This window comes from Streptomyces sp. LS1784 (genome assembly GCF_020103755.1).
Classification (GTDB): Bacteria; Actinomycetota; Actinomycetes; order Streptomycetales; family Streptomycetaceae; genus Kitasatospora.
This window is the reverse complement of the sequence record NZ_JAHSQD010000063.1, coordinates 1-25,123: the sequence shown is the minus strand read 5'-3', so window position 1 is coordinate 25,123 and position 25,123 is coordinate 1. Positions and strand designations below refer to the sequence as shown.

The window sequence follows — 25,123 nt, the reverse complement described above, 5'->3', positions numbered from 1 at the left end:
GGCCCGCGCGGTCGGCCGGGCCGGGCCGACCACGACGGTGGTGCGGGCGCCCGCGCAGGCGGCGAGCACCCGGTCGAGCAGGGTGGCCTCGCCCACCGTCAGGCCCGGTTTGTCGGCCCCGCCGAGGCGTCGGGCGGTTCCGCCCGACGGGACGATCGCGTCGTACGGCGTCATGCGGCCAGTATCCGCCCTACTCCGCCGCGGTCCCGCCGTCCTCCGCCGGCTCCGGACCCTCCTCGGCCCCGGACGGGGCGGCCTCGGCGGCACGGGCGGTGTTGGCCGCCGCGCCCAACTCCAGGAAGGACGGCAGGGTGAGCTCCCCGTACCGCTCGTTCATCGCCGTGACCAGCGCCTCCGGGTCGTCCGGGTGCGCGGCCAGCAGCCGGTCGAAGTCCTGGAGGTACGCGCCGGTGAAGGCCAGCACCCGGGCGGCGTCGTCGCCCTGGTCCGGGGCCCGGTGGCCGGCGATCACCCGGTCCGCGCCGAGGTCGGCGATCCGGCCGAGGTTGTGGCCCCAGGTGGTGCGCTGGGCCGGGGTGGTGTCGGCGGTCCAGGGGTGGGTGCCGTTGTGCACGAAGTCCCCGGCGATCACGGTGCGGATGCTCGGCACGTGGACGACCGTGGAGTCCCCGCAGTCGGCCTGGCCGAGCAGCAGCACCGGGATCACCTGGCGGTCCAGCATCAGCGGCTGCGGCAGCAGCGGGGCGGGGATCAGCGGGTGGTCCGGGATGTCGTCGCCGTACACCGGCTTCCACTGCGCGACCTTGGCGGCGACGGTGCGCCGGATGCCGTCGACCACGGCCGGGGCGGCCAGCAGCTGCGCGTCGGGGAAGAGCCGCAGCACCTCCTCGGCGCCGAAGTAGTGGTCCGGGTGCTGATGGGTGACCACGACGGCGAGCAGCCGTCTGCCCTTGCCCGCGACCCACTCGGCCAGCTCGCGCCCGGCGCTGCGGGTCAGCTGGGCGTCCACCAGGATCGCGGTCCGCTCGCCGAGGATCAGCGTGGAGGTGGCGAAGAAGGCCGACTCGGGGCCGGTGAAGACGGCGACCTCCAGCGGCCGGGCGGGCCGCTCCGCCTCGGGGAGCTCGATGGGCTGGGTGTCCGCGGGCTCGCCGCCGGCGCTCTCCTCGGGCGGGGACGACGTCACGGGCTGCTCCCTCTGGTCGGCGGACAGGTTCCCGGCGTGGACCCTCCCCGCGCGGTCGGTTCTCCTGCGCCCTACAGCATGGGAGCACTGTTGCCCGATTCCGCGGAAGGCGCGCCCGGTGGGGCGCGCCTTCCGGGTCACGTCACACCGCGGCCCGGGCGGCGAGCTCCTTGGCCCGGCGGGCGGCCTGCTCCAGGGCCCGGGCCTTGGACTCGGCGGCGTTCGGGATGAAGTCGGCCATCGCCGGGACGGCCGGCGCCAGGGTGAACTCCGGGACGATGAAGTCGACCTCCAGCCCGAGCATCCCGGTCAGCACCTTCTCCAGGTAGGTGGTGACGAACTCGTACGGCTCGCGCGGGGCGCCGGGCGCGTACGAGCCGCCGCGGGCGGCGACCACGGTGACCGGGGTGCCCTTGGCGGACGGCTGCTCGCCGGCGGTGCGGCCCACCAGGATCACCTGGTCCAGCCAGGCCTTGAGGGTCGACGGGATCGTGAAGTTGTACATCGGGCTGCCGATCAGCACGGCGTCGGCCTGCTCCAGCTCGCCCATCAGCTCGTCGCGCAGCGCGAAGGCGGCGGACTGCTCGGCGCTGTGGGCCTCGGCCGGGGCGAACCCGGCGCTGATGCCGTGCACGTCCAGGTGCGGCAGCGGATCGGCGGCGACGTCCCGGTAGACCACCGTGCCCTCGGGGTGCTCGGCCTCCCAGGCGGCCCGGAAGGCGGCCGTGACCTCGCGGGAGACGGAGCCGTCGGTGATCGCGGAGGAGTCGATGTGCAGGAGCGTGGGCATGGTGGGGCCTCCAGAGAATAAGCAGCTGCCGATTTCGCTGCAACTGAAAGTACAGTAGCAGCTTACTTTTCTACAGTTGCTAGTGACGGGTCGAGTACGCTGGATCCATGGCCCAGCACGAGGTAGTGACCGACGGAGTCCCGACCGCCCCCGCCGCGTGCGACGTGGGCGCCCGGAACGCCTGCCAGAACACCGACCTGGCCCTGGGCCGGGTGTTCACCCTGCTCGGCAAGCGCTGGACCGGAATGCTGCTGGGCGTGCTCAACAACGGCGGCCAGGCCTACTTCTCCGAGCTGCGCCGCGCCGTCCCGGGCATCAGCGAGCGGATGCTCTCCGACCGGCTGACCGAACTGGCCGAGGCCGGACTGGTGGTCCGCGAGGTCGACGCCGGCCCGCCCCTGCGGGTCAGCTACCGGCTCACCGAAGGCGGCGTCGCGCTCAAGCCCGCGCTGCACGAACTGGCCGTCTGGGCCGACCGCTACCTGCCGGAGAGCGCCCTCAGGAGCGGCGGCTGCTGACCCGCACCGGCCGCGCCGGACCGCCCCCGGACATGCGGAAGGGCCCGCCTGCTGTCACCAGCAGACGGGCCCTTCACCCGGGCGGAACCCCCGGCGCGGAACCTCGAAGCGCAATCGCCGGCGCGCAATCCACGGCGCGCGGAGTCCTCAGCGCTTCTGCGCGCCGCGCAGCCGGGCCAGGCGGTCGGTGACACCCCAGGTGGTCACCCGCCACAGCGCCTCGACGACGATGTTGCGGCTCATCTTCGACGCCCCGAGCTCGCGCTCGACGAAGGTGATCGGCACCTCGGCGACCTTGAATCCGGCCTTCACCGTGCGCCAGGCCAGGTCGACCTGGAAGCAGTACCCGGCCGAGGCGACCTCGTCCATGCCCAGGCCCAGCAGGGTCTCCTTGCGGAACGCCCGGTAGCCGCCGGTGACGTCCCGGATCGGCACGCCCAGCATCAGCCGCGAGTAGGTCGAGCCGCCGCGCGAGAGCAGCAGCCGCGACTTCGGCCAGTTCACCACCCGGCCGCCCGGCACCCAGCGCGAGCCCAGCACCAGGTCGGCGCCGCGCAGCGCGCCCAGCAGCCGGTCCAGCTCCTCGGGCTGGTGCGAGCCGTCCGCGTCCATCTCGACCAGGACGTCGTAGCCGTTGTCGATGCCCCAACGGAAGCCCGCGAGGTAGGCGGCGCCCAGGCCCTCCTTGCCCTTGCGGTGCATCACGTGGACGTGCTGGTCCTCGACGGCCAGCTTGTCGGCCAGCTCGCCGGTGCCGTCGGGGCTGTTGTCGTCGGCGACCAGAACGTGCGCCTCGGGCACGGCGGCCCGGACCCGGCCGACGATCCGCTCGACGTTCTCCGCCTCGTTGTAGGTCGGGATGATCACCAGGACCTTGCCGAGATCAGCAAAACTCTGCTGGTTCACGGTCACGTACAAACCTCTCGGCCGATGGCGGGGGGTCTCGGAACACCGGCGCCCGCACTCTGGAACGCGGCTCCGCCGGCAACCCGCCGGGGAGGACCTCGGTGGCGAACTGCGCGCAGGGCGGAGGCAACTGCGTCCAGGCAGTCTACTACCGCGCCCGGGAGCCACCGGTTCGACCGCGGCACTCCCGCCCGCTGCCCGCCGTTTCCCCGTGGGTGACCCCGTTCGGCTAGGGTCGTTCCCTTGCCCACGCCCGCACCGCCGGGCCCGCCCCGGCGAGCCGGCGCACCCGCCCAGACAGCGAAGGAGTAGGACCGCGCGCATGGACAGGCTCCTCAACACCGTCCGCCCGTACGCCTGGGGGTCGCTCACCGCCCTGCCCGAACTGCTCGGGCAGCAGCCGACCGGTGAGCCGCAGGCCGAGCTGTGGATGGGCGCCCACCCCGGCGACCCGTCCCGCGCCGACCGCGGCGACGGCCCGCGCCCGCTGGACGAGCTGATCGCGGCCGACCCCGAGGGCGAGCTGGGTGCCGCGTGCACGGCCCGGTTCGGCCCGACCCTGCCGTTCCTCTTCAAGGTCCTGGCCGCGGGCACCCCGCTGTCGATCCAGGCCCACCCCACGATCGAGCAGGCCCGCGCCGGCTTCGCCGCCGAGAACGCCCTCGGCATCCCGCTGGACGCCCCCGAGCGCAGCTACCGCGACGCCAACCACAAGCCCGAAATGGTCTGCGCACTGGGCGACTTCGAGGGCCTGTGCGGCTTCCGCCGGCCCGCCGAGGCGGCCGAGCTGATGGCCCGGCTCTCGGTGAACGGCCTGGAGCCGCTGATCGACCTGCTGTGCGTCGAGGACGAGGCCGAGGCGCTGCGCGGCACCCTGGCCGCCATCCTCACCATGGACGACGAGACGGCCGCGAAGACCGTCCGGGAAACGGCCGAGACGCTGGCGGAGTACGACACCGGCGATCCGGACTGGTACTACGCCCCGTACGCCCGGATCGCGAAGGACTTCCCGGACGACCGCGGCCTGATCGCCGGCATGCTGCTCAACCACGTCCGGCTGCGGGCCGGCGAGGCGCTCTACCTGGGCGCGGGGGTGCCGCACGCCTACCTGTCCGGCGTCTGCGTCGAGCTGCAGGCCAACTCCGACAACGTGCTGCGGGCCGGCCTCACCCCGAAGCACATCGACGTGCCGGAGCTGCTGAAGATCGTGGTCTTCGAGGCCGGCGCCCCCGAGGTGCTGGCCCCCGTCCGGGTCGAGGCCACCCCGGGCGAGGAGCTCTACCCCGTCCCGATCGACGAGTTCCGGCTCTCCCGCTTCACGCTGGACGGCGTCGAGCGCTCGATGGACGGCCGCACCCCGCAGATCCTGCTCTGCACCGAGGGCGCGGCCCGCCTCACCGGGGCCGACGGCACCGTCCTGGAGCTCGCCCGCGGCCAGTCCGCCTTCCTGCCCGCCACCGGCACCCCGACCCGCCTCTCCGGCACCGGCACCACGCTCTTCCGTGCCACCGTCACCGTCTGACCACCCCGTGGGGGATGACCCGGGCCCTCAGTCCCGGGTCATGTCGACGAAGCGCGAGTAGTGGCCCTGGAAGGCCACCGTGATGGTCGCGGTCGGACCGTTACGGTGCTTGGCGACGATCAGGTCGGCCTCGCCCGCCCGCGGGGACTCCTTCTCGTAGGCGTCCTCGCGGTGCAGCAGGATGACCATGTCGGCGTCCTGCTCGATCGAGCCGGACTCGCGGAGGTCCGAGACCATCGGCCGCTTGTCGGTGCGCTGCTCGGGGCCACGGTTCAGCTGGGACAGCGCGATGACCGGGACTTCCAGTTCCTTGGCCAGCAGCTTGAGGTTACGGGACATGTCCGAGACCTCCTGCTGACGGTTCTCGGCCCGCCGGGAGCCGCCGGACTGCATCAGCTGGAGGTAGTCGATGACGATCAGCTTGATGTCGTTGCGCTGCTTCAGTCGGCGGCACTTGGCGCGGATCTCCATCATCGACAGGTTCGGCGAGTCGTCGATGAACAGCGGTGCCTCGCTGACGTCGGGCATCCGGCGGGCGACCCGGGTCCAGTCGTCGTCCGTCATGTTCCCGGAGCGCATGTGGTGCAGCGCCACCCGGGCCTCGGCGGAGAGCAGACGCATGGCGATCTCGTTGCGGCCCATTTCGAGCGAGAAGATCACGCTCGGCAGCTTGTGGTGGATCGAGCAGGCGCGCGCGAAGTCCAGCGCGAGGGTGGACTTTCCCATCGCGGGGCGGGCCGCGATGACGATCATCTGGCCCGGGTGCAGCCCGTTGGTGAGCTGGTCGAAGTCGGCGAAGCCGGTCGGCACGCCGGACATCTGGCCCTGCCGGGAGCCGATCGCCTCGATCTCGTCGAGGGCGCCCTCCATGATGTCGGCCAGCGGGGCGTAGTCCTCGTTGGTGCGCTGCTCGGTGACGGCGTAGATCTCCGCCTGGGCGGCGTTGACGATCTCGTCCACGTCGCCCTCGGCCGCGTAGCCCATGCCGGCGATCCGGGTGCCCGCCTCGACCAGTCGGCGCAGCACCGCGCGCTCGTGCACGATCTGGGCGTAGTACTCGGCGTTGGCCGCGGTCGGGACGGAGTTGACCAGGGTGTGCAGGTACGAGGCGCCGCCGACCCGCTGGAGCTCGCCGCGCTTGGTCAGCTCTCCGGCCACCGTGATCGGGTCGGCCGGCTCGCCGCGGGCGTAGAGGTCGAGGATCGCGCCGTGCACCATCTCGTGCGCGGGCCGGTAGTAGTCGGCCGGCTTGAGCACCTCGACCACGTCGGCGATGGCGTCCTTGGAGAGCAGCATGCCGCCGAGGACGGACTGTTCGGCGGCCAGGTCCTGCGGGGGGACGCGCTCGAAGCCGTCCACCCCGCCCTCGCCGTCGCCCTCGCCCCGGCGCTGCCGGCCGCCCTCCGGCCGGCCGCCCTTGCCGCCCTTCTGGAAGCCGCCCTTCTGGAACCCGTCGCGGCCGCCGCCCTGACGCCCCTCGCCGCGGCCGCGCGAGACCGGCAGCCGGTCACCGGGGCCGTCCGGGAAGGGTGCGTCGTCGAAGGTGCCGGCCGGGAAGGGGTCCTCGGCGGTCTGCCAGTCATCCTCCGGCGGCGGGGCGTCGTGGTCGTCGTACTGGGGGCCGGTCACGCGTGTTCCCCGATCAGCGAGTGGTGCGAAGTTGGAGCGGGCTTGCCGGTGGCTGGGTGGAGCGGATCCGCTCCTCTTTGTACGCCACGGCTCCGACAAATCGGACGCCGGAGCGGTACGAGTGTCGGGCGGAGGGCCCACGCTAAGGCGCCGGGCACCGTTGCGCCAAGGCGGTTATCCACAGGGGGTGTGGATGAACGGCCCCGTCCTGTGGAGAACTGCCGCAAAGCTGTGGACACCCCTGTGGACGCCCCTGTGGATAACCGGACGATCGATCCACTGTCAACGTGCTGACCTGGGATTACCTCTTCCCGGGCCTGTGCATGAGAAATTCTTCACACACCTCCGAATGGCTGTGGGCACAGAGCGGGCGAACCACGTCGCTCAGGATGACGAGTAATAGCCACGGGCCACTTACATCCATTACCTGTGGATGAGTAGCCTGGAGTCCATGACCGCCCCGCCCCCGACCCCGGCTCCGGCCGCCTCGCGACGCCGGCACGACCGGGAGATCCTCGCCCTGGCCGTCCCGGCCTTCGGCGCACTCGTCGCCGAACCGCTCTTCCTGATGGCCGACTCGGCGATCGTCGGCCACCTCGGCACCCCCCAGCTGGCCGGGGTGGGCGTCGCCTCCGCGGCGCTCTCCACGGCGACCGGAGTGTTCGTCTTCCTCGCCTACGCCACCACCGCGGCGGTCGCCCGCCGGATCGGCGCCGGGGACCGCCGGGGCGCCGTGCAGCAGGGCGTCGACGGCATCTGGCTCGCCCTGGGCCTGGCCGTCCCGGTGGTCCTCCTCACCCTGCTGCTGGCCCCCTGGGCGGCCGACGCGCTGGGGGCCTCGGCGACCGCCGCGCCGCATGCAGTGACGTATCTGCGGATCAGCTCCCTGGGCATCCCCGCGATGCTCATGGTGCTGGCCGCCACCGGGGTGCTGCGCGGGCTCCAGGACACCCGCACCCCGCTGGTGGTGGCCGTCGCGGGCTTCGCCGCCAACATCGGACTGAACGCCGGTCTGGTGTACGGCGCCGGGCTCGGGGTGGCCGGCTCGGCCTGGGGCACCGTGCTCGCACAGACCGGGATGGCCGCCGCCTACCTGGTCGTGGTGGTCCGCGGCGCCCGCCGGGAGCGGGCCTCGCTGCGGCCGGACGCGGCGGGCATCCGGGCCAGTGCCAGGGCCGGCGGCCCGCTGCTGGTCCGGACGATCAGCCTGCGCGCGGTGCTGATGACCGCCACCGCGGTGGCCGCCCGGCTCGGCGACGACCAGGTGGCCGCCCACCAGATCACCATGACGCTGTTCAACTTCCTGGCCTTCGCGCTGGACGCCATCGCGATCGCCGGCCAGGCCATCATCGGCCGCTACCTGGGCGCCTCGGACGCCCCCGGCGCCCGGGCCGCCACCCGGCGGATGGTCGAGTGGGGCATCGTCTCCGGGCTGGTGCTCGGCCTGCTGGTGGTGGTCGCCCGCCCGCTGTACGTCCCGCTGTTCACGCCCGATCCGGCCGTCCGGGCCCAGCTGGACACCGCCCTGCTGCTGCTCGCGCTCACCCAGCCGGTGGCCGGCCCGGTCTTCGTGCTGGACGGCGTGCTGATGGGCGCCGGGGACGGCCCCTACCTGGCCTGGGCCGGGCTCGCGACCCTGGCGGTGTTCGTCCCGGTGGCCCTGGCGGTGCCGGCCACCGGCACCGGACTGGCCGGGCTCTGGTGGGCGATGAACCTGTTCATGCTGCTGCGGGCCGGCTTCCTGGCCTGGCGCGCCCGCGGCGGCAAGTGGCTGGTCACCGGGGCGGTACGCGGCTAGGAGCGGGCCGGGTCCGGAACCGGACCGGAAAAGACCGAGGGCCGGACTCCCGGAGGAGTCCGGCCCTCGGGCCTTCGCTACGGAGCTCAGGCAGCCACGACGGCGACGTCGAGGTTGGCCACGACGTCCGAGTGCAGCTTGACCGAGACCTTGTGGGAGCCCACGGTCTTGATCGGCGAAGCGATCGCGACGGCGCGCTTGTCCACGGCCGGGCCGCCGGCGGCCTTGATGGCCTCGACGACGTCGGACTGGGTCACCGAGCCGAACAGGCGGCCGGCCTCGCCCGAGCGGACGGCCAGCTTGACCTGGACGCCCTCGAGCTGGCCCTTGACCTCGTTGGCGGCCTCAAGGGTCTGGATCTCGTGGATCTTCCGGGCGCGACGGATGGCGTCGACGTCCTTCTGACCACCCTTGGTCCAGCGGATGGCGTAGCCACGCGGGACCAGGTAGTTGCGGGCGTAGCCGTCCTTGACCTCGACGACCTCGCCGGCGGAGCCGAGACCCGGCACCTCGTGCGTGAGGATGATCTTCATTACTCGGTCACCCTCTCTTAGCGCGCGGTGCTGGTGTAGGGCAGCAGCGCCATCTCACGGCTGTTCTTCACGGCCGTGGCGACGTCACGCTGGTGCTGGGTGCAGTTGCCGGTCACCCGACGGGCACGGATCTTGCCGCGGTCGGAGATGTACTTCCGCAGCAGGTTCGTGTCCTTGTAGTCAACGTAGTTGACCTTGTCCTTGCAGAAGACGCAAACCTTCTTCTTCGGCTTGCGAGCAGGCGGCTTCGCCATTGTGTGCTCCATTTGGGGTTCACGGCCCGGCGGGCGTCCGGGGACGCCGGCGGCCGGGCCGCACGAAATCTGTCAGCTCTTAGAACGGGGGCTCTTCCGAGTAGCCGCCACCACCGGACGGGGCACCCCAGCCGCCGCCCTGGTTGCCACCGGACGGGGCACTGGAGGCCCAGGGGTCGTCGGAGGGGCCGGACTGGCCGCCGCCGGAGTTTCCACCCCAGCCGCCGCCACCCTGCTGGCCGCCACCGCCGCCGCCCCAGCCGCCACCGCCCTGGCCGCCACCCTGCTGGCCGCCGAAGCCACCACCGGGGCCGCCGGACCGGTTGGCCCGGGTGACCTTGGCGGTCGCCGAGCGCAGGCTCGGGCCGACCTCGTCGACCTCGACCTCGAAGACCGTCCGCTTCTCGCCTTCCTTGGTCTCGTAAGACCGCTGGCGCAGTCGGCCCTGCACGATGACGCGCATGCCGCGCTGCAGCGACTCGGCCACGTTCTCCGCCGGCTGACGCCAGACGTTGCACGTGAGGAAGAGGCTCTCGCCGTCCTTCCACTCGTTCGTCTGACGGTCGAAGGTGCGGGGGGTGGACGCGATGCGGAACTTCGCGACCGCCGCACCCGACGGGGTGAAGCGCAGCTCGGGGTCGTCGACGAGATTGCCGACGAGGGTGATGACGGTCTCGCCTGCCATGGTGGTGATGACCTCTCGGGAAGATGTCCGTTCACCGCTGTTTCACGTGAAACAGCGGACGCGAGCTACCCGAGACCCGAAGGCCTCAGAGGTGGCTCAGTGGGTGTCCGGGCGCAGGACCTTGGTCCGCAGAACCGACTCGCTCAGGCCCAGCTGGCGGTCGAGCTCCTTGACGACCTCAGGCGTGGCCTTGAGGTCGATGACCGAGTAGATGCCCTCGGACTGCTTGTTGATCTCGTAAGCCAGACGGCGGCGACCCCAGGTGTCGACCTTCTCCACCTTGCCGCCGGCGTTGCGGACGACAGCGAGGAAGCTCTCGATCAGGGGGGAGACAGCGCGCTCCTCGACCGAGGGGTCGAGGATGACCATCAGCTCGTAGTGACGCATGAGTAACCCACCTCCTTTGGACTCAGCGGCCACGGTCTCTCCGTGGCAGGAGGGTTGTGCGTAGCGTCGGCACCGGAGCAGTGACGACTCCGGCCCACCGTAACGGGAGGGTCGGACAGTCGGCCCCGCTCCACCCGAAAGAGGGTGTCACCCCGAAGAGGGCGCAAGGGGGCACAACTACACCAGTGCAGACGGCACAGCCTACCTGCACCCGGACAGCCGAACAAAACGCATAGGGGTTGTGAGAGCGGCCCAACCCCCGCAATCTGGACGGAACGGGATTCCTGCCCGTTCGTCTCCCCGCCAGGAGGTGGGACCCATGGCCCAATCCGTCCACCGCATGCCCGCGCTCACGCTGAACACCGACGGCCACCCGCACCCCCGCGAGAACACCCTGGTGGGCATCACCGCTCTCCTCGGCGTGATCGCCTTCACCACCTCGTTCTTCCACAACCTGCACCTGCTGACCTCGTGGACCGGCCTGTTCGGCATCATCACGGGCCTGTGGGGCATGTTCGTCTCGGTCACCACCGCCGAGCGCTTCGTCCTGATGATCACGCTCGGCGCCTCCGCGCTCGGCTTCTACCTCGGCATCGCCCGCGGCGGTCTCTGGGGCTGAGCCGCCCCGCGCCCGACCCGCTGGGACCGAGCCCACAGGGCCCGCCCGGAACCCTCGTCGCCCCCGTCGCGTATCTGCAGAGGAGACAGGTACCCGACGGGGGCGCCGTCGTGCCCGCCGCGGCGGGCGCCCGGGCCCCGGACGATAAGGTCAGCCCGAGAACCTGGGGCCACCGCAGCCCGACCGACGAGGAGCACCGAGCAATGAGCCTGCGCCTGAGGACGATCACCCGCGAGGAGCACCTCGCCTTCATCAGGAGCCGCGCCTCGGCCAGCCACATGCAGGTGCCGTCGTGGGGTGACGTGAAGGCCGAGTGGCGGTCCGAGTCGATCGGCTGGTTCGACGAGGCCAACCAGCTCGTCGGCGCCGGCCTGGTCCTCTACCGCCAGCTCCCGAAGCTCAAGCGCTACCTCGCCTACCTGCCCGAGGGCCCGGTCATCGACTGGTTCGACCGCGACCTCGACCGCTGGCTCTCCCCGATGCTGGCGCACCTCAAGTCGCAGGGCGCGTTCTCGGTGAAGATGGGCCCGCCGGTGGTCATCCGCCGCTGGAACGCCCCCACCATCAAGGAGGCCATCGCCGCCAAGCAGGCCAAGCGGCTGCGCGACGTCGAGGCCGACTGGTACGAGGCCCGCGCCTTCGAGGTGGCCGACCGTCTGCGCAAGGCCGGCTGGCTCCAGGGCGAGGACGGCGGCGCCGGTTTCGGTGACGTCCAGCCGCGCTACGTCTTCCAGGTTCCGCTGGCCAACCGCTCGCTGGACGACATCCAGAAGGGCTTCAACCAGCTCTGGCGCCGCAACATCAAGAAGGCCGAGAAGAGCGGCGTCGAGGTGGTCCAGGGCGGCTACGACGACCTGCCGATCTTCCACCAGCTCTACCTGGTCACCGCCGAGCGCGACAAGTTCACCCCGCGCCCGCTGTCCTACTTCCAGCGGATGTGGAAGGCCCTCGTCGCCGAGGACCCGAACCGCATGCGGCTCTACATCGCCTACCACGAGGGCGAGCCGCTGGCCGCCACCACGATGCTGGTGGTCGGCGAGCACGTCTGGTACTCCTACGGCGCCTCGGCCAACCACAAGCGCGAGGTCAAGCCGTCCAACGCCATCCAGTGGCGGATGATGCGCGACTCCTACGCCCTCGGCGGCGGCGTGTACGACCTGCGCGGCATCAGTGACACCCTGGACGAGGACGACCACCTGTTCGGCCTGATCCAGTTCAAGGTCGGCACCGGCGGCCAGGCGGCCGAGTACCTCGGCGAGTGGGACTTCCCGCTCAACAAGCTGCTGCACAAGGCCCTCGACCTCTACATGTCCCGCCGCTGAGGAGGCTGACCCGATGACGCTGTCGCTCTACCTCGACACCGAACGCTGGCGCACCCACCAGCGCTCCGTCCTCGCCGAGTTCCCCGGCCTGGTGCCGGTCGCCAAGGGGAACGGCTACGGCCTGGGCAACCACCGGCTGGCCGAGGAGGCGACGCTGCTGGGCACCGGGGTGCTCGCCGTCGGTACCGCGTACGAGGCGGCCGACGCCGCCGAGTGGTACGGCGGCGAGCTGCTGGTGCTCACCCCGTACCGGGTCGGCGAGGAGGTGCTCCCGCTGCCGCACGCCCGGGTGATCCGGACGGTGGCCAGCGTGGACGCGCTGCGCGCGCTGCACGGCACCCGGGTGGTGCTGGAGTGCATGACCACCATGCGCCGGCACGGCGTGAGCGCGGCCGACCTGCGCACCCTCGCCGCCGACCTGGAGGGCGTCGCCTTCGAGGGCCTGGCACTGCACCTGCCGATGGACCGGCCGGACGGCTCCAGCCCGGTCGAGGAGGTCGCGTACTGGGTGGACACCGCCCTGGCGGCCGGCATCCCGATGCACACCGTGTTCGTCAGCCACCTCGGCGCCTCCGGCATGGACCAGCTGGCCCAGCGCTACCCGCAGACGGTCTTCCGCGCCCGGATCGGCACCCGGCTCTGGCTGGGCGACCACGCCGCGCTGGAGGTCCGGGCCACCGTCCTGGACGTCACCCCGGTGAAGAAGGGCGACCGCTACGGCTACCGCCAGCACCCGGCGCCCACCGACGGCCACATCCTGGTGGTCGCCGGCGGAACCGCGCACGGCATCGGCCTGGAGGCACCCAAGTACCTCCAGAGCATGGGGGCGCGGGCCAAGGGCATCGCCCGGGCCGGCCTGGCGACGGTCAACAAGACCAAGTCGCCGTTCCACTGGGCCGGCAAGCAGCTGTGGTTCGCCGAGCCGCCGCACATGCAGGTCTCGCTGCTGTTCCTGGACGGGGAGACCACGCCCCCGGCGATCGGCGAGGAACTCGGTCTCCAGGTCCGGCACACCACCACGCACTTCGACCGCGTGGTGGACCGCTGAGCCGCTAGGACTTCTCGGCCGGCTCCGGCAGTCCGGGCTCGGTGAGCCACTGCTCGGGGCCGGCCGGCGCGTATCCGGCGTAGCTCTCCTCCTCGCGCAGCCGGCGGGCGGTGCCCAGCACGAACACGTCCGGGGCGCGGTCCAGGACCCCGCCGGAGGGGTCGTCGCTGCCGTCCCAACGGACCGGGTCGCGGTCCGGGTGGAGGACGTCGCGGACCACCAGGGCGACCAGGTAGAGCGTGCCCAGCAGGTGCAGCCCGATCGCGAAGTGGTACCAGCCCTCGCCGATCCCGTGCTGCTTGGAGCCGGTGACCAGGCCCAGGTGGGACCAGATGCCCAGGGTGTAGAGCACCTCGCAGGCCTGCCAGACCAGGAAGTCCCGCCAGCGCGGCCGGGCCAGCACCGCGAGCGGCAGCAGCCAGAGCGCGTACTGCGGCGAGTACACCTTGTTGACCAGCACGAACAGCGCGACCACCAGGAAGGCCAGCTGGGCGAGGCGCGGCCGGCGCGGGGCCGAGAAGCCGAGCCACGCTATGGCCAGGCAGCCCAGCACCATCAGCACGCCGATGTAGACGTCGAGGTCGGCCAGCCCGGCGCCGCGGCGCTGCATCAGGATCAGCCAGAACGAGCCGTAGTCCTCGCCACGGTGCTTGCTGAACACGTAGAACGTCGACCAGCCCCGCCAGTTGGCCAGCATGATCGGCAGGTTGACCACCAGCCACGAGCCGAGCGCACCGCCCAGCACCAGCCGGAACTCGCGCCACTTGCCGGCCCGCCAGCAGAGCACCAGCAGCGGGCCGAGCAGCAGCAGCGGATAGAGCTTGGCCGCGGTGGCCAGGCCGATGAAGACGCCGGCCCAGCCCGGCCGGGCGCCGGCCCACCAGGCCATCGCCACGGCGGCCAGGGCGACCGCGAGCAGGTCCCAGTTGACGGTGCCGTTGAGCAGCAGGACGGGGGCGAGCGCGAACAGCAGCGCGTCCCACGGGCGGCGCCGGTGGGTGCGCGAGAGCGCCACGACGGCGACCACCGCGCAGGCCATCAGCATCCCGGCGTTGATCGCCCAGAACCACTGCTCCTGGCTCTGCTGGTCCCCGCCGCCGGGCGTCAGCCAGGCCGCGACCTGCATGAACAGGCCGGTGAGCACCGGGTACTCCAGGTACTGGAGGTCCCCCGAGGAGCCCGGGATGCGGTCCACGTACGGGTGCAGCCCGGCCGCGAAGCCGCGCCCGGAGAACAGGTGCGGGATGTCGCTGTAGCAGGCGTGGATGTACTGCGGCGAGCCCGGCTGGAACCAGGCCTGCTCGTAGCAGGGCAGCTTCTGCACCATGCCGAGCACCGACACCACGATCACCGCGAGCGCCAGGAAGCGCGCCGGGATCCACCAGGAGACTCCGAGCAGCGCCCGGCGGCCCGGGGGCCCGCCGATCACCTCGCTGCCGGCCGCCGCCACCGGGTCCTCGTCGGCCGGGACGACCACGGTGTTGGCCGGCGGCGCGGCCGTGGCGACGGCTGCCGGGTGGGGCCCTGCGGCGGCGCCGGACCCGACCGGGCCGGCGGTTTCGTCACGATCGCTCGACGTCATGCCGGACATCCTGCCGCACCGGTCCCGCCGGGACGAGGAGGACCCCGCAACGGTCTGCGCCCCTGCGTGGCGGGCCGGCCCGCCAATCGTGACGAAACGGCCGTGCCGCGGACGGCGGCGGTCCCGACGGGAACGGGGCTGCGACGAGAACGGGCGCTGCGACGAAGACGGCGGTGGCGGCCCTCCGAGGAGGACCGCCACCGCCGTTCCGGGTTCCGCCGGGCTACTGCCCGGGAGGCATGCCCTGTTGGCCGCCGGTGTTGCTCGGCGTCGGCTTGCCGCCGCCGCCACCGCCGCCCGGCTTGCCGCCCCCGCCGCCACCGTTGCCCGGCGGCGTACTGTCCGTCGGCGAGGGCTGCGTCGGGCAGCCGATCACCGGCAGACAGGTGTTGCCCGGGTGCGGGTTCCTGCTGTTCGACGGGCTCGGCTGGTCGCCGGGGCAGTCGACACCGGGCACGCAGGTCTGGGTGGGCTGCGGCTGCACCGGCGGCTGCGGCGCCTGCGACTGGGGCGTCTGGGCCGACGGGCTGTCGGTCGTGCTCGGGGCCGTCGTCGCGGTGGCCGTGGACGGCGCGCCGGAGGAGTCCACCTCGGTGCCGACCGGCTGCGGGGTCGGGAAGTCCATCTTCTTCTCGTTGGCCAGCGCGGCCTTCATGTACCGGGTGAAGACATCGGTCGGGATGTCACCACCGTGGATGGACTCCTTGCCGCCGGTGCCGTTGAGCGACTGCCGCTCGTGCTTGGCCGGGTCCTCGCGCCACATCGCCACGCTGGTCACCAGCTGCGGGGTGTAGCCCACCCACCAGGCCGACTTGTTCTGGTCGGTGGTACCGGTCTTGCCGGCCACCGGGCGGCCCAGGTCCTTGGTCTTCTTACCGGTACCGTTCACCGCCACGTTCACCAGCACGTCGGTGACGTTGTCGGCGACGGCCGGCTCCAGCGCGACCTTGGGCTCCTTCTTGCCGAAGCCCGGGCGCTCCACGCCGCTCACCTCGACCTTGGTGACCGAGTACGGCTCGGCCTCCTTGCCGCTGGCCGCCAGGGTGCCGTAGGCGGTGGCCATCCGGATCGGGCTGATGGTGGAGGTGCCGAGCGGGAAGGTCGCCGTCTTCGGGTCGGCGAGGCTGTCCTTCTTGACGCCCATCTGCACCGCGATGTCGGCCACGTTCTGGCCGCCGACGTCCTGGTTGAGCTGCACGAAGGGCACGTTGTACGAGTACTGCATGGCCATCCGCAGCGAGACGTAGCCGCGCTTGCCGGAGTCCTCGTTCTTCTGCCGGTACGGCTTGCCGTCGTCGCCGATCACCAGCGAGCCGTCCGGCTTGCGGATCTCGGACATGTCGTCGGCGAGGTAGCGGCTGTCGGCGTTTATCCGCTTCGGCTTGCCCTTGTCGTCCTTCGCGGTCTGCACGCCGGTCTGCATCGCGGTGGCCAGCACGAAGGGCTTGAAGGTCGAGCCGACCTGGACGCCGGTGGCGTCGGCGTTGTTGTCGAAGTGGCCGTTCTCCACGCCGTCGCCGCCGTAGAGGGCGACGATCGCGCCGTCGCCGGGGCGGATGCTGGCGGAACCGAACTGGATGTTGGTGTCGTTGTCCGGCCGCTTCTGCGGGTTGAGGTTCTCCGCCTTGACGGCGTCGACGGCGCTCTTCAGCGCGTCGACCTTGTCCTTCTCGAAGGTGGTGTAGATCTTCAGGCCGCCGCGGTCGATCATCTGCGGGGTGATCGTCTTGTCGGTGGCCATCACGTACTTGTTGGCGGTGTCGACCAGGTAGCTGATCTCACCGTTCATGTTGGAGCTGGGCTTCTGCGGGATCGGGTCCGGGAAGGCGGTGCACTTGGCGCGCTCGTCCGGGGTGATGGCCTTGGTGTCCACCATCTGGTCCAGGATCCAGTTCCACCGGCCCTGGGCCCGTTCCTTGTTGGCCGGGTTGGTGGGGTCGTAGTACGTCGCACCCTTGAGCAGACCGGCCAGCATGGCGCTCTGGCAGACGTTGAGGTCCTTGGCGTTCACCCCGTAGTACGCCTCGGCGGCCGCCTGGGCACCGTTCGCACCGCGGCCGAACCAGCTGGTGTTCAGGTAGCCGGTGAGGATCTCGTTCTTGTCCTTGTCCTGGTTGATCTTCAGCGTGATGAAGAACTCCCGCACCTTGCGGCTGAGGGTCTGTTCCTGGCTCAGGTAGGCGTTCTTCACGTACTGCTGGGTGATCGTCGAGGCGCCCTGGGTCTCACCTCCCTTCGCCATGTTCCAGACGGCGCGGAGCATGCCCTTGGGGTCGATGCCGCTGTCGGTCTTGAAGCTCTTGTTCTCCGCGGCGATGACGGCGTTCTGGAGGTTGGGGCTGATGTCCTTGAGCTCGACGATCTGACGGTTGGTCTGGCCCTTGCGGGTCATCTCCGTGTTGTCGGCCCAGTAGTAGATCGTGTTCTGGTTGTTCACCAGCTTGTTCAGCTCGGGGACCTCGGTGGTCTGGTACAGGTAGAACACCAGGCCCACGAAGCAGCCGAAGACCAGCAGGAAGCCGCTCAGCCACTGCTTCCAGGACGGCAGCCAGCGCCGGACGCCGGTCTTGCCGAACCGCGGGTAGTCGATGAAGCGCTTCTTGCCGGGGCCGGCGGCCGCGGCGGCGGAGGCCGCGACGGCATCGCGCCGGCCGCCTCCCTTGCCCTTCTTCTGGGCAGCCTTGCGCATCTCCGCACGGGTCATCCGGGGCTGCTGCGCGGTCTCCCTGACACCCGAGGGGCGTCGTCGGCCGACGCCGTCCGAGCGCAGCTCGTCGGGCCCCGGCCCACCTCCCCGACGGCCGCCGCCGCCCGGGGGCTGCTGCCCGTCACCGCCCGGGTCGGGCGTCCTTCGCCGTCGCTCGCTCATCTTCCAGCCACTCCTCGCCAGGCGTTTCCAGCCTGAAGGCAGGGTTCACGTCCGATGCCCGCAAACCGCCCTGATCACGGAGGTGGTCCTCGTGCACACGCGACAGCGTACGCAGCACGGAAACACAACTAATCGGACATCAGTTGCCAATGCCCGCAAAACGGCGACAGATCATTACACGCCCGTTGCCAATCCCGCCCGCGCGTCGGCTTGTGATCACATTCACGCGTGCCCCCCTTGCCGGTTCCGGGGGCCGGGTTTACTGTTCTCGATATATCGAGCCGATACATCGAAGCGGAATACCGCCGGATGCAGCGGCCGGACGGACGCCGAGAGGGAGGAGGACGACGGCAGTGGGCAGACGCTCAGGAGTGCTGGAGTTCGCCGTCCTCGGACTGCTCCATGACGCCCCGATGCACGGCTACGAGCTGCGCAAGCGGCTGAACATCCTGCTCGGAACGTTCCGGGCGCTCTCCTACGGGACGCTCTACCCCTGCCTGAAGAGCCTGGTCGCCCAGGGCTTCCTGGTCGAGGACAACCCGGACGTCGAGTACGTCCCGGCCACCGCGCTCAACGGCAAGCGGTCCAAGATCGTCTACCGGCTCTCCGCCGAGGGGAAGCAGCGCTTCGAGGAGTTGCTCGCCGACTCCGGCCCGGACGCCTGGGAGGACGAGCACTTCGGCGTGCACTTCGCGTTCTTCGGCCAGACCGACCGCGCCGTGCGGATGCGCGTCCTGGAAGGACGCCGCAGCCGGCTGGAGGAGCGGCTGGAGCGGATGCGCAACTCGCTGGCCCGCGCCCGCGAGCGGTTCGACGACTACACCGTCGAACTCCAGCGGCACGGACTGGAGTCGGTGGAGCGCGAGGTCCGCTGGCTCAACGAGCTGATCGAGACCGAGCGGTCCAACCGCACCGGCCGGACCGGCCCCGACACCGGCGGCACCGCCGCCGATCCCCGCAAGACTTCGGACGGCCGTGGCCAGGAGACCGGGTCCCCGGACCCGTCCGGGCCACCGTACGACCGCCCGGGGCGCTCCGCCCAGGAGCGCTGACACCGCGCCAGCCCTGTGCCGCGCGGCAGGATTGGGCGCCTCGCGCCCTTACATGCAGTCATCGAAGAAGCAGGACGAGTTCCGCCGACCCCGGCGGTCCTCATGAGATCACAGGGAGCAACCGGAATGGGTTCGGTTCGCGTAGCCATCGTGGGCGTGGGCAACTGCGCCGCGTCGCTGGTGCAGGGTGTCGAGTACTACAAGGACGCCGACCCGGCCGGCAAGGTCCCCGGGCTGATGCACGTCCAGTTCGGTGACTACCACGTCCGTGACGTGGAGTTCGTCGCCGCCTTCGACGTCGACGCCAAGAAGGTCGGCTTCGACCTGGCCGACGCCATCGGCAACAGCGAGAACAACACCATCAAGATCTGCGACGTGCCGCCGACCGGCGTGACCGTCCAGCGCGGCCACACCCTCGACGGCCTGGGCAAGTACTACCTGGAGACCATCGAGGAGTCGGACGAGGCGCCGGTCGACGTCGTCCAGGTCCTCAAGGACCAGCAGGTCGACGTCCTGGTCTGCTACCTGCCCGTCGGTTCCGAGGACGCGGCCAAGTTCTACGCCCAGTGCGCCATCGACGCCAAGGTCGCCTTCGTGAACGCCCTGCCGGTGTTCATCGCGGGCACCAAGGAGTGGGCCGACAAGTTCACCGAGGCCGGCGTGCCGATCGTCGGTGACGACATCAAGTCCCAGGTCGGCGCGACCATCACGCACCGCGTGATGGCCAAGCTGTTCGAGGACCGCGGTGTCATCCTCGAGCGCACCATGCAGCTGAACGTCGGCGGCAACATGGACTTCAAGAACATGCTCGAGCGCGAGCGCCTGGAGTCCAAGAAGATCTCCAAGACCCAGGCCGTCACCTCGCAGATCCGTGACCGCGAGCTGGGCGCCAAGAACGTCCACATCGGCCCCTCGGACTACGTGGCCTGGCTGGACGACCGCAAGTGGGCCTACGTCCGCCTGGAGGGTCGCGCGTTCGGTGACGTCCCGCTGAACCTGGAGTACAAGCTCGAGGTCTGGGACTCCCCGAACTCCGCCGGTGTCATCATCGACGCCGTGCGCGCCGCGAAGATCGCCAAGGACCGCGGCATCGGCGGCCCGATCCTGTCGGCCTCCTCGTACTTCATGAAGTCCCCGCCGGTCCAGTACTTCGACGACGAGGCCAGGGAGAACGTCGAGAAGTTCATCCGCGGCGAGGTCGAGCGCTGAACGGCTGACCGCCCGTAGCTCGTCGGAAGGGCCCACGGTCTCCGGATCGTGGGCCCTTCACGTTTTCGCGGCCAATGTTTCACGTGAAACGACGGCCGGTTCCATGGCACTCTGGGCGGGTGGCGATCACCGAGAACGGCAGCACCCACCAGTCCGCGCACCGCGCCACGCTCCTGGACCTGTTGAAGGGCCGCGACTTCCGGCGGCTGCTGACCGCCCGGGTGCTCTCCCAGCTCTCGGACGGCGTCTTCCAGGTCTCGCTCGCCGCGTACGTGGTCTTCTCCCCCGAGAAGCAGTCCTCCCCCGCCGACATCGCCTCGGTGCTGGCCGTGATGCTGCTGCCGTTCTCGGTGATCGGCCCGTTCGCCGGTGTGCTGCTGGACCGCTGGCGCCGCCGCCAGGTGCTCTACTTCGGCAACCTGGCCCGCTTCGGGCTGGGCCTGGGCACCGGCGCGCTGCTGCTGGCGGAGGCGCCGACCTGGCTGTTCTTCGCCTCGGCCCTGCTGGTCACCGCGCTCAACCGTTTCATCCTGGCCGGCCTGTCCGCGGCCCTGCCCCGGGTGGTGGAGCAGGACCAGCTCGTCACCGCCAACGCCCTCTCCCCCACCCTCGGAACGGTCGCCGCCGCCTCGGGCGGGGGCATCGGCTTCCTGCTGCACCAGCTGATGGCCCCCGGGCCGAAGGCCGACGCCGCCCTGGTCGCGGTGGCCGCACTGCTCTACCTGTCGGCCGCGCTGGCCGCCCGGCGGATGGACCGCGACCTGCTCGGCCCGGAGCAGCACGAGGACCGGCCCGGGATCGGCCAGGCGCTGGTCCGGGCCGCCGTCGAACTCGGTGCCGCGGTGCGCCACCTGGTCCGGGACTGCCGGCCCGCCGTGCACGCGCTGGCCGCCGTCACCGCGGCCCGGTTCTGCTACGGCGTGCTGATCGTGGTCGTGGTGATGCTCGCCCGGTACACCTTCAACGACCCGACCGACAGCGCGGCCGGGCTGGTCACCCTCGGCCAGGCGGTCGGTCTGTCCGCCGCCGGGTTCTTCGTCGCCGCACTGGTCAGCCCCGGGTGCACCCGCCGGCTGGGCCTGGCCGGGTGGATGACGGTCTGCCTGGTCGCCCCGGTGGTCTTCGTCCCCGCCCTGGGGCTGAGCTTCACGCTGGCGCCCTGCCTGCTCGCCGCCCTGCTGCTCGGGGTGGTCACCCAGGGCACCAAGATCTGCGCCGACACGGTGGTGCAGGAGTCGGTCGAGGACGAGTACCGCGGCCGGGTCTTCGCCATCTACGACGTCCTGTTCAACGTCGCCTTCGTGGCCGCCGCCCTGGTCACCGCGCTGGTGCTGCCGCTGTCCGGCCGCTCGGTCGCGGTGGTGCTCGGGCTCGCCGGGGTGTACGCCCTGACGGCGGTCCTCTACCTGCGCGCCGCCCACCGGAACCCGCTCTCCCGGTGACCTGGCCTCCTGGGCCCCATGGGGGTACGGGGCCGATGGCGTCCGACCGACTCGCTAAGGTACTCAAACCTGTCGGAACGACAGAACTCTGTCTCGGGGGACGACCTGATGAGCACACCGCCCAATCCGTACGGACCGCCCTCGCCGGCCCCGGTCGGCCCGCCCGGCGCACCGCCGTACGGGGCACCCGTTCCCCCGTCGTACGGGGCACCCGCTCCCCCGCCGTACGGGGCACCCGCTCCCCCGCCGGCCGCGCCGTACGGACCGCCGCCGGCCTACGGGCAGCCCGCGCCACCGGCCCCGCCCGGCTACGGACCGCCTCCGGCGTACGGACAGCAGCCCTACGGCCAACAGCCCTACGGGCAGCAGCCGCCCCCCGGGCCGTACGGACAGCCGCAGCCCGCCCCGGCGACGCCGGCCGCGCCGGCCGCCAAGCGCGGCATCCGGTCCAAGCTGCGGATCGTCGGGGTGGTCGGCGGCTGCGTGGCGCTGGCGGTTGGCTACTTCGTGGCCGGGCCGAGCGTCAGCAGCGCCAAGCCCGGCGACTGTGTGCGGACGAGCGGCTCCCGCGACGTCGAGATCGTCAAGTGCACTGATTCCAAAGCGAATTACCGCGTGCTGTCGAAGTTCGAGGGCACCACGGACGTGACCCGCTGCAAGCAGACCCCGCAAGCCACGAGCGTGGTCTCGGGCCAGAGCGGCCGCCGCTGGAACAAGAAGCGGTACGTGCTCTGCCTCGGCCCGCTGGCACCCGCCACCACCGGTGTCCCGCCGGTGAAGAAGTCCTGAACTCTTCCGCCTCTCCTTTCCCGGGGGACCTCCTTGTCCGCTCCGCCTCCGCCTCCGCCCCAGATGCCGTACGGCCCACCGCCGGGCGCCGGCAACCCGTACGCCTCCGGCGGCTCCTACGGCGCCCCGCCCCCGCCGCCGGCCCCGCCCGGGTACGGCTACCCGAGCGCTCCGCCGCCGCCCGAGCAGCCGTACGGCGTCCAGCCCCCACCGGGCGGTTACGGCTACGGGTATCCGCCGCCGCCCCCGGTGGACGGGACCACCTGCCGGTTCTGCGGCGGCTACCCGGCGGTGAACGCCACCGTCCGCGGCCACCAGGGCCTGGCCATCGCCTACCGGATGCTGCGGATGACCGGCCCGTTCTGCCGCACCTGCGGCACCGCGACGGTGCGCGACATGTCGGCCCGAACGCTGGTCCAGGGCTGGTGGAGCCCGGTGTCCTGGCTGCTGACCCCGATCACGCTGCTGCTGAACCTCGGCCCGCACAACAAGTTCAAGCAGCTGCCGCCACCCGTCCCGGGCAGCCACGGCCCGCAGCTGAACCCGGGCGTCGCGCTGACCCGCCGGCCGCACATGGCGATGCTGCTGGTGCCGGTCTCGCTGGCGGTCGCCCTGACCCTGGCCCTCAGCGGGGTGATCGGCCAGAAGCCCGACGACTCGCACACGGTCGTCGACCCCTCGCCGAGCCCGAGCCGGTACACCATCCCGCCACCGCTGCCCAGCCCCACCTTCACCCTGCCGCCCTACACCCCGCCGCCGCTGCCCACCCCGACGTACACCCTGCCGTCCTACACCCCGCCGGCCGCCGACCCGGCCGACGCCGCCAAGGCCGGAGACTGCCTGCACAACGACGGAAGCGACACCGACCCGAAGATGACTGTGCTGCCCTGCACGGACGCCAAGGCCCAGTACAAGGTGATCTACAAGTACACCGGCACGTCCGACAAGGAGTCCTGCAGCAAGCAGCCGAAGACGACCAGCACGTACTGGGTCAAGCACCCCCTTCTTCCGTCCCTCGACTACGTCCTGTGCCTGCGGGCGGTCGGCTGAGGAACGCGAAGAGGGGGTGGCCCGGGCCCGGGCCACCCCCTCTTCGCGTTCCTCAGCCCTGTGGCTGCCCGGCCCACCAGGCGCGCAGCGCCGAGACCGCCTCGTCGTGCTCCAGCGGGCCGTGCTCCAGCCGGAGTTCGAGCATGTGCTTGTACGCCTTGCCGACCTGCGGGCCGGGCTTGAGGCCGAGCAGCTCCATGATCTGGTTGCCGTCCAGCGCCGGGCGGATGGCGTCCAGCTCCTCCTGCGCCTTCAGCTCGCCGATCCGGACCTCCAGACCGTCGTAGGTGCGGGAGAGCGCGGCCGCCTTCTTCTTGTTGCGGGTGGTGCAGTCGGAGCGGGTCAGCTTGTGCAGGCGCTCCAGCAGCGGCCCGGCGTCGGTGACGTAGCGGCGCACCGCGGAGTCGGTCCACTCGCCGCCGCCGTAGCCGTGGAAGCGCAGGTGCAGCTCGACCAGGCGCGAGACGTCCTCGGTGAGCTCCTTGGAGTACTTGAGCTCGCGCATCCGCTTGCGGGTCATCTTGGCGCCGACCACCTCGTGGTGGTGGAAGGAGACCCGGCCGTCCGACTCGAAGCGGCGGGTGCGCGGCTTGCCGATGTCGTGCAGCAGCGAGGCCAGCCGCAGGGTGAGGTCCGGACCGTCCTGCTCCAGGCCGATGGCCTGCTCCAGGACGGTCAGCGAGTGCTCGTAGACGTCCTTGTGCCGGTGGTGCTCGTCCCGCTCCAGCCGCAGTGCGGGCAGCTCGGGCAGCACGTACCCGGCCAGACCGGTGTCGACCAGCAGCCGCAGGCCCTTCACCGGGTGCTTGGCCAGCAGCAGCTTGTTCAGCTCGGCCTGGACCCGCTCGGCGGAGACGATGGTGATCCGCTCGGCCATCGCGGTCATCGCGGCGACCACCTCGGGCACCGGGTCGAAGTCCAGCTGGGCGGCGAAGCGGGCGGCCCGCATCATCCGCAGCGGGTCGTCGGAGAAGGACTCCTCGGGGGTGGCGGGGGTGCGCAGCACCCGGGCCTCCAGGTCCTCCAGGCCGTGGTGCGGGTCGACGAAGCCGCGGCCGGGCAGGTCGACGGCCATCGCGTTGACCGTGAAGTCCCGGCGGACCAGGTCCTCCTCGATGGTGTCGCCGTAGCTGACCTCGGGCTTGCGCGAGGTGCGGTCGTACGCCTCGGAGCGGTAGGTGGTGATCTCGATCAGGAAGGAGCCCTCGGGGGTGTCCTTGCGGGCGCCGACCGTGCCGAAGGCGATGCCGACGTCCCAGACCGCGTCCGCCCAGCCCTTGACCAGCTTGAGCACCTGCTGCGGGCGGGCGTCGGTGGTGAAGTCCAGGTCGTTGCCGAGCCGACCGAGCAGCGCGTCCCGGACCGACCCGCCGACCAGCGCCAGCCGGTGACCGGCCGCCTGGAACCGGCGGGCGATCTCGTCGGCGACCGGCGACACCCGCAGCAGCTCTTGGAGGCCGAGGGTCTGGGCCTCGCTCAGGCCTGGTACGACCTGGACGGCGGTGCTGGAACGGTCGGTGCGCGCGGTGGGCTCATTGGCAGTGGACACGGCTCACAAGGGTACGTGCCCCGACAGGTCAACCGCCCGCGCGTTCTGGGCGTCTCACCCCACAGCCCGCAACACTGCACCGCGGGCCGCATCGTTACCATGCCGGTGGACGAGTCTCGGGCACCGGACAGGGGATGCGGTGTCTCGCGCCGCCACCACCCGCGGATTCCCCGCGGCATCGGTGCGGCGACGGCGTCGGGCGAAGAGTTCCAGAAGAGTCAAGCGAAGACCGTCGGGCGGACCGCGCCGGACGGACAGCATCAGCAGCGAACGATCGAGAACGGCGAGGGCGAAGCGAGTGAGTGAGCCGGCACGGCACTCGGGCCTGGGGGCGCACCGACAGCCTGGACGGGCCGAGCGCCCCGCCGAGGGGCGCCATCCGGCCCGCCGGGCACGCCGTGCGGTCCTGCGGGCCGCCGCCGC

23 protein-coding genes are annotated in these 25,123 nt (G+C 71.4%); 11 read left to right on the top strand and 12 right to left on the bottom strand.

Annotation, left to right across the window (positions count from 1 at the left end):
• The 3 genes from KS423_RS10960 to KS423_RS10950 form a co-directional block, all read right to left on the bottom strand.
• The coding region (locus KS423_RS10960) for an NTP transferase domain-containing protein (RefSeq protein ID WP_374119938.1) at positions 1-267 on the bottom strand (267 nt) is incomplete at its 3' end.
• A complete protein-coding gene (locus KS423_RS10955) occupies positions 191-1,147 on the bottom strand; it encodes an MBL fold metallo-hydrolase (protein ID WP_224277710.1) in 957 nt (318 codons plus the stop codon). The genes KS423_RS10955 and KS423_RS10960, both read right to left, overlap by 77 nt.
• Positions 1,148-1,289: 142 nt before the next feature.
• The gene (locus tag KS423_RS10950) at positions 1,290-1,937 is read right to left on the bottom strand and encodes an FMN-dependent NADH-azoreductase (protein ID WP_224277708.1); all 648 of its coding nucleotides are present in this window, start codon (positions 1,935-1,937) and stop codon (positions 1,290-1,292) included.
• 107 nt (positions 1,938-2,044) lie between these two features.
• On the opposite strand from KS423_RS10950, the gene KS423_RS10945 reads away from it, so the two are divergent.
• The gene (locus KS423_RS10945; protein WP_224277706.1) at positions 2,045-2,455 is read left to right on the top strand and encodes a helix-turn-helix domain-containing protein; all 411 of its coding nucleotides are present in this window, start codon (positions 2,045-2,047) and stop codon (positions 2,453-2,455) included.
• Between the two features lie 147 nt (positions 2,456-2,602).
• Here the strand turns inward: KS423_RS10945 and KS423_RS10940 are convergent, their stop codons facing one another.
• On the bottom strand, positions 2,603-3,367 hold the full coding sequence (locus tag KS423_RS10940; RefSeq protein WP_224277704.1) for a polyprenol monophosphomannose synthase: 765 nt from the start codon (positions 3,365-3,367) through the stop codon (positions 2,603-2,605).
• Between the two features lie 316 nt (positions 3,368-3,683).
• Between KS423_RS10940 and manA the strand changes: the two genes are divergently transcribed.
• Complete coding sequence (manA, locus tag KS423_RS10935; protein WP_224277702.1) at positions 3,684-4,883, top strand: mannose-6-phosphate isomerase, class I; 1,200 nt, start codon at positions 3,684-3,686, stop codon at positions 4,881-4,883.
• Between the two features lie 27 nt (positions 4,884-4,910).
• Here the strand turns inward: manA and dnaB are convergent, their stop codons facing one another.
• Positions 4,911-6,386, bottom strand: coding sequence for a replicative DNA helicase (gene dnaB / locus KS423_RS10930; RefSeq protein WP_224277714.1), 1,476 nt, complete (start codon positions 6,384-6,386; stop codon positions 4,911-4,913).
• A 577-nt stretch (positions 6,387-6,963) separates the two neighbouring features.
• Here dnaB and KS423_RS10925 point away from each other — a divergent pair.
• Positions 6,964-8,310: an MATE family efflux transporter gene (locus KS423_RS10925; protein WP_224277700.1), complete on the top strand. Its 1,347-nt coding sequence runs from the start codon at positions 6,964-6,966 to the stop codon at positions 8,308-8,310.
• A gap of 86 nt (positions 8,311-8,396) precedes the next feature.
• Here the strand turns inward: KS423_RS10925 and rplI are convergent, their stop codons facing one another.
• The 4 genes from rplI to rpsF form a co-directional block, all read right to left on the bottom strand.
• A complete protein-coding gene (rplI, locus tag KS423_RS10920) occupies positions 8,397-8,843 on the bottom strand; it encodes a 50S ribosomal protein L9 (protein ID WP_224277698.1) in 447 nt (148 codons plus the stop codon).
• Positions 8,844-8,860: 17 nt separating this feature from the next.
• Positions 8,861-9,097: a 30S ribosomal protein S18 gene (gene rpsR, locus KS423_RS10915; RefSeq protein WP_030059640.1), complete on the bottom strand. Its 237-nt coding sequence runs from the start codon at positions 9,095-9,097 to the stop codon at positions 8,861-8,863.
• Positions 9,098-9,176: 79 nt separating this feature from the next.
• Positions 9,177-9,782, bottom strand: a complete 606-nt coding sequence (locus tag KS423_RS10910) for a single-stranded DNA-binding protein (protein ID WP_224277696.1) — start codon at positions 9,780-9,782, stop codon at positions 9,177-9,179.
• Between the two features lie 96 nt (positions 9,783-9,878).
• On the bottom strand, positions 9,879-10,169 hold the full coding sequence (gene rpsF / locus KS423_RS10905) for a 30S ribosomal protein S6 (protein WP_188298654.1): 291 nt from the start codon (positions 10,167-10,169) through the stop codon (positions 9,879-9,881).
• Positions 10,170-10,488: 319 nt separating this feature from the next.
• Between rpsF and KS423_RS10900 the strand changes: the two genes are divergently transcribed.
• The 3 genes from KS423_RS10900 (at position 10,489) to KS423_RS10890 (ending at position 13,158) form a co-directional block, all read left to right on the top strand.
• Positions 10,489-10,788: a hypothetical protein gene (locus KS423_RS10900; RefSeq protein WP_224277694.1), complete on the top strand. Its 300-nt coding sequence runs from the start codon at positions 10,489-10,491 to the stop codon at positions 10,786-10,788.
• A gap of 203 nt (positions 10,789-10,991) precedes the next feature.
• Positions 10,992-12,110: a peptidoglycan bridge formation glycyltransferase FemA/FemB family protein gene (locus KS423_RS10895; protein ID WP_224277692.1), complete on the top strand. Its 1,119-nt coding sequence runs from the start codon at positions 10,992-10,994 to the stop codon at positions 12,108-12,110.
• A 13-nt stretch (positions 12,111-12,123) separates the two neighbouring features.
• On the top strand, positions 12,124-13,158 hold the full coding sequence (locus KS423_RS10890; protein WP_224277690.1) for an alanine racemase: 1,035 nt from the start codon (positions 12,124-12,126) through the stop codon (positions 13,156-13,158).
• Between the two features lie 4 nt (positions 13,159-13,162).
• Here the strand turns inward: KS423_RS10890 and KS423_RS10885 are convergent, their stop codons facing one another.
• Together KS423_RS10885 and KS423_RS10880 are read right to left on the bottom strand one after the other, a co-directional pair.
• Positions 13,163-14,740 carry a glycosyltransferase family 87 protein gene (locus KS423_RS10885; RefSeq protein WP_224277688.1) on the bottom strand — a complete coding sequence of 526 codons (1,578 nt, stop codon included), beginning with the start codon at positions 14,738-14,740 and terminating at the stop codon, positions 13,163-13,165.
• Positions 14,741-14,963: 223 nt separating this feature from the next.
• Positions 14,964-17,609, bottom strand: coding sequence for a transglycosylase domain-containing protein (locus KS423_RS10880; RefSeq protein WP_224277686.1), 2,646 nt, complete (start codon positions 17,607-17,609; stop codon positions 14,964-14,966).
• Between the two features lie 353 nt (positions 17,610-17,962).
• Between KS423_RS10880 and KS423_RS10875 the strand changes: the two genes are divergently transcribed.
• The 5 genes from KS423_RS10875 (at position 17,963) to KS423_RS10855 (ending at position 23,151) form a co-directional block, all read left to right on the top strand.
• Complete coding sequence (locus tag KS423_RS10875) at positions 17,963-18,661, top strand: PadR family transcriptional regulator (protein WP_224277684.1); 699 nt, start codon at positions 17,963-17,965, stop codon at positions 18,659-18,661.
• A 126-nt stretch (positions 18,662-18,787) separates the two neighbouring features.
• Positions 18,788-19,870 carry an inositol-3-phosphate synthase gene (locus tag KS423_RS10870; protein ID WP_224277682.1) on the top strand — a complete coding sequence of 361 codons (1,083 nt, stop codon included), beginning with the start codon at positions 18,788-18,790 and terminating at the stop codon, positions 19,868-19,870.
• A gap of 119 nt (positions 19,871-19,989) precedes the next feature.
• Positions 19,990-21,312, top strand: a complete 1,323-nt coding sequence (locus KS423_RS10865) for an MFS transporter (protein ID WP_224277681.1) — start codon at positions 19,990-19,992, stop codon at positions 21,310-21,312.
• Positions 21,313-21,420: 108 nt separating this feature from the next.
• Entirely contained in the window at positions 21,421-22,101 is a 681-nt protein-coding gene (locus KS423_RS10860) for a hypothetical protein (protein WP_224277720.1), read from the top strand.
• 63 nt (positions 22,102-22,164) lie between these two features.
• On the top strand, positions 22,165-23,151 hold the full coding sequence (locus KS423_RS10855) for a hypothetical protein (protein WP_224277718.1): 987 nt from the start codon (positions 22,165-22,167) through the stop codon (positions 23,149-23,151).
• Between the two features lie 52 nt (positions 23,152-23,203).
• Here the strand turns inward: KS423_RS10855 and KS423_RS10850 are convergent, their stop codons facing one another.
• Positions 23,204-24,631, bottom strand: a complete 1,428-nt coding sequence (locus KS423_RS10850) for a CCA tRNA nucleotidyltransferase (protein ID WP_224277712.1) — start codon at positions 24,629-24,631, stop codon at positions 23,204-23,206.
• Positions 24,632-25,123 lie beyond the last annotated feature (492 nt).

Coding starts and splice junctions, on each gene's coding strand:
- KS423_RS10950 (WP_224277708.1), bottom strand. CDS start 1,937: ATGCCCACGCTCCTGCACATCGACTCCTCCGCGATCACCGACGGCTCC.
- KS423_RS10945 (WP_224277706.1), top strand. CDS start 2,045: ATGGCCCAGCACGAGGTAGTGACCGACGGAGTCCCGACCGCCCCCGCC.
- manA (WP_224277702.1), top strand. CDS start 3,684: ATGGACAGGCTCCTCAACACCGTCCGCCCGTACGCCTGGGGGTCGCTC.
- KS423_RS10925 (WP_224277700.1), top strand. CDS start 6,964: ATGACCGCCCCGCCCCCGACCCCGGCTCCGGCCGCCTCGCGACGCCGG.
- rplI (WP_224277698.1), bottom strand. CDS start 8,843: ATGAAGATCATCCTCACGCACGAGGTGCCGGGTCTCGGCTCCGCCGGC.
- rpsR (WP_030059640.1), bottom strand. CDS start 9,097: ATGGCGAAGCCGCCTGCTCGCAAGCCGAAGAAGAAGGTTTGCGTCTTC.
- KS423_RS10910 (WP_224277696.1), bottom strand. CDS start 9,782: ATGGCAGGCGAGACCGTCATCACCCTCGTCGGCAATCTCGTCGACGAC.
- rpsF (WP_188298654.1), bottom strand. CDS start 10,169: ATGCGTCACTACGAGCTGATGGTCATCCTCGACCCCTCGGTCGAGGAG.
- KS423_RS10900 (WP_224277694.1), top strand. CDS start 10,489: ATGGCCCAATCCGTCCACCGCATGCCCGCGCTCACGCTGAACACCGAC.
- KS423_RS10895 (WP_224277692.1), top strand. CDS start 10,992: ATGAGCCTGCGCCTGAGGACGATCACCCGCGAGGAGCACCTCGCCTTC.
- KS423_RS10890 (WP_224277690.1), top strand. CDS start 12,124: ATGACGCTGTCGCTCTACCTCGACACCGAACGCTGGCGCACCCACCAG.
- KS423_RS10885 (WP_224277688.1), bottom strand. CDS start 14,740: ATGACGTCGAGCGATCGTGACGAAACCGCCGGCCCGGTCGGGTCCGGC.
- KS423_RS10880 (WP_224277686.1), bottom strand. CDS start 17,609: ATGAGCGAGCGACGGCGAAGGACGCCCGACCCGGGCGGTGACGGGCAG.
- KS423_RS10870 (WP_224277682.1), top strand. CDS start 18,788: ATGGGTTCGGTTCGCGTAGCCATCGTGGGCGTGGGCAACTGCGCCGCG.
- KS423_RS10860 (WP_224277720.1), top strand. CDS start 21,421: ATGAGCACACCGCCCAATCCGTACGGACCGCCCTCGCCGGCCCCGGTC.
- KS423_RS10855 (WP_224277718.1), top strand. CDS start 22,165: ATGCCGTACGGCCCACCGCCGGGCGCCGGCAACCCGTACGCCTCCGGC.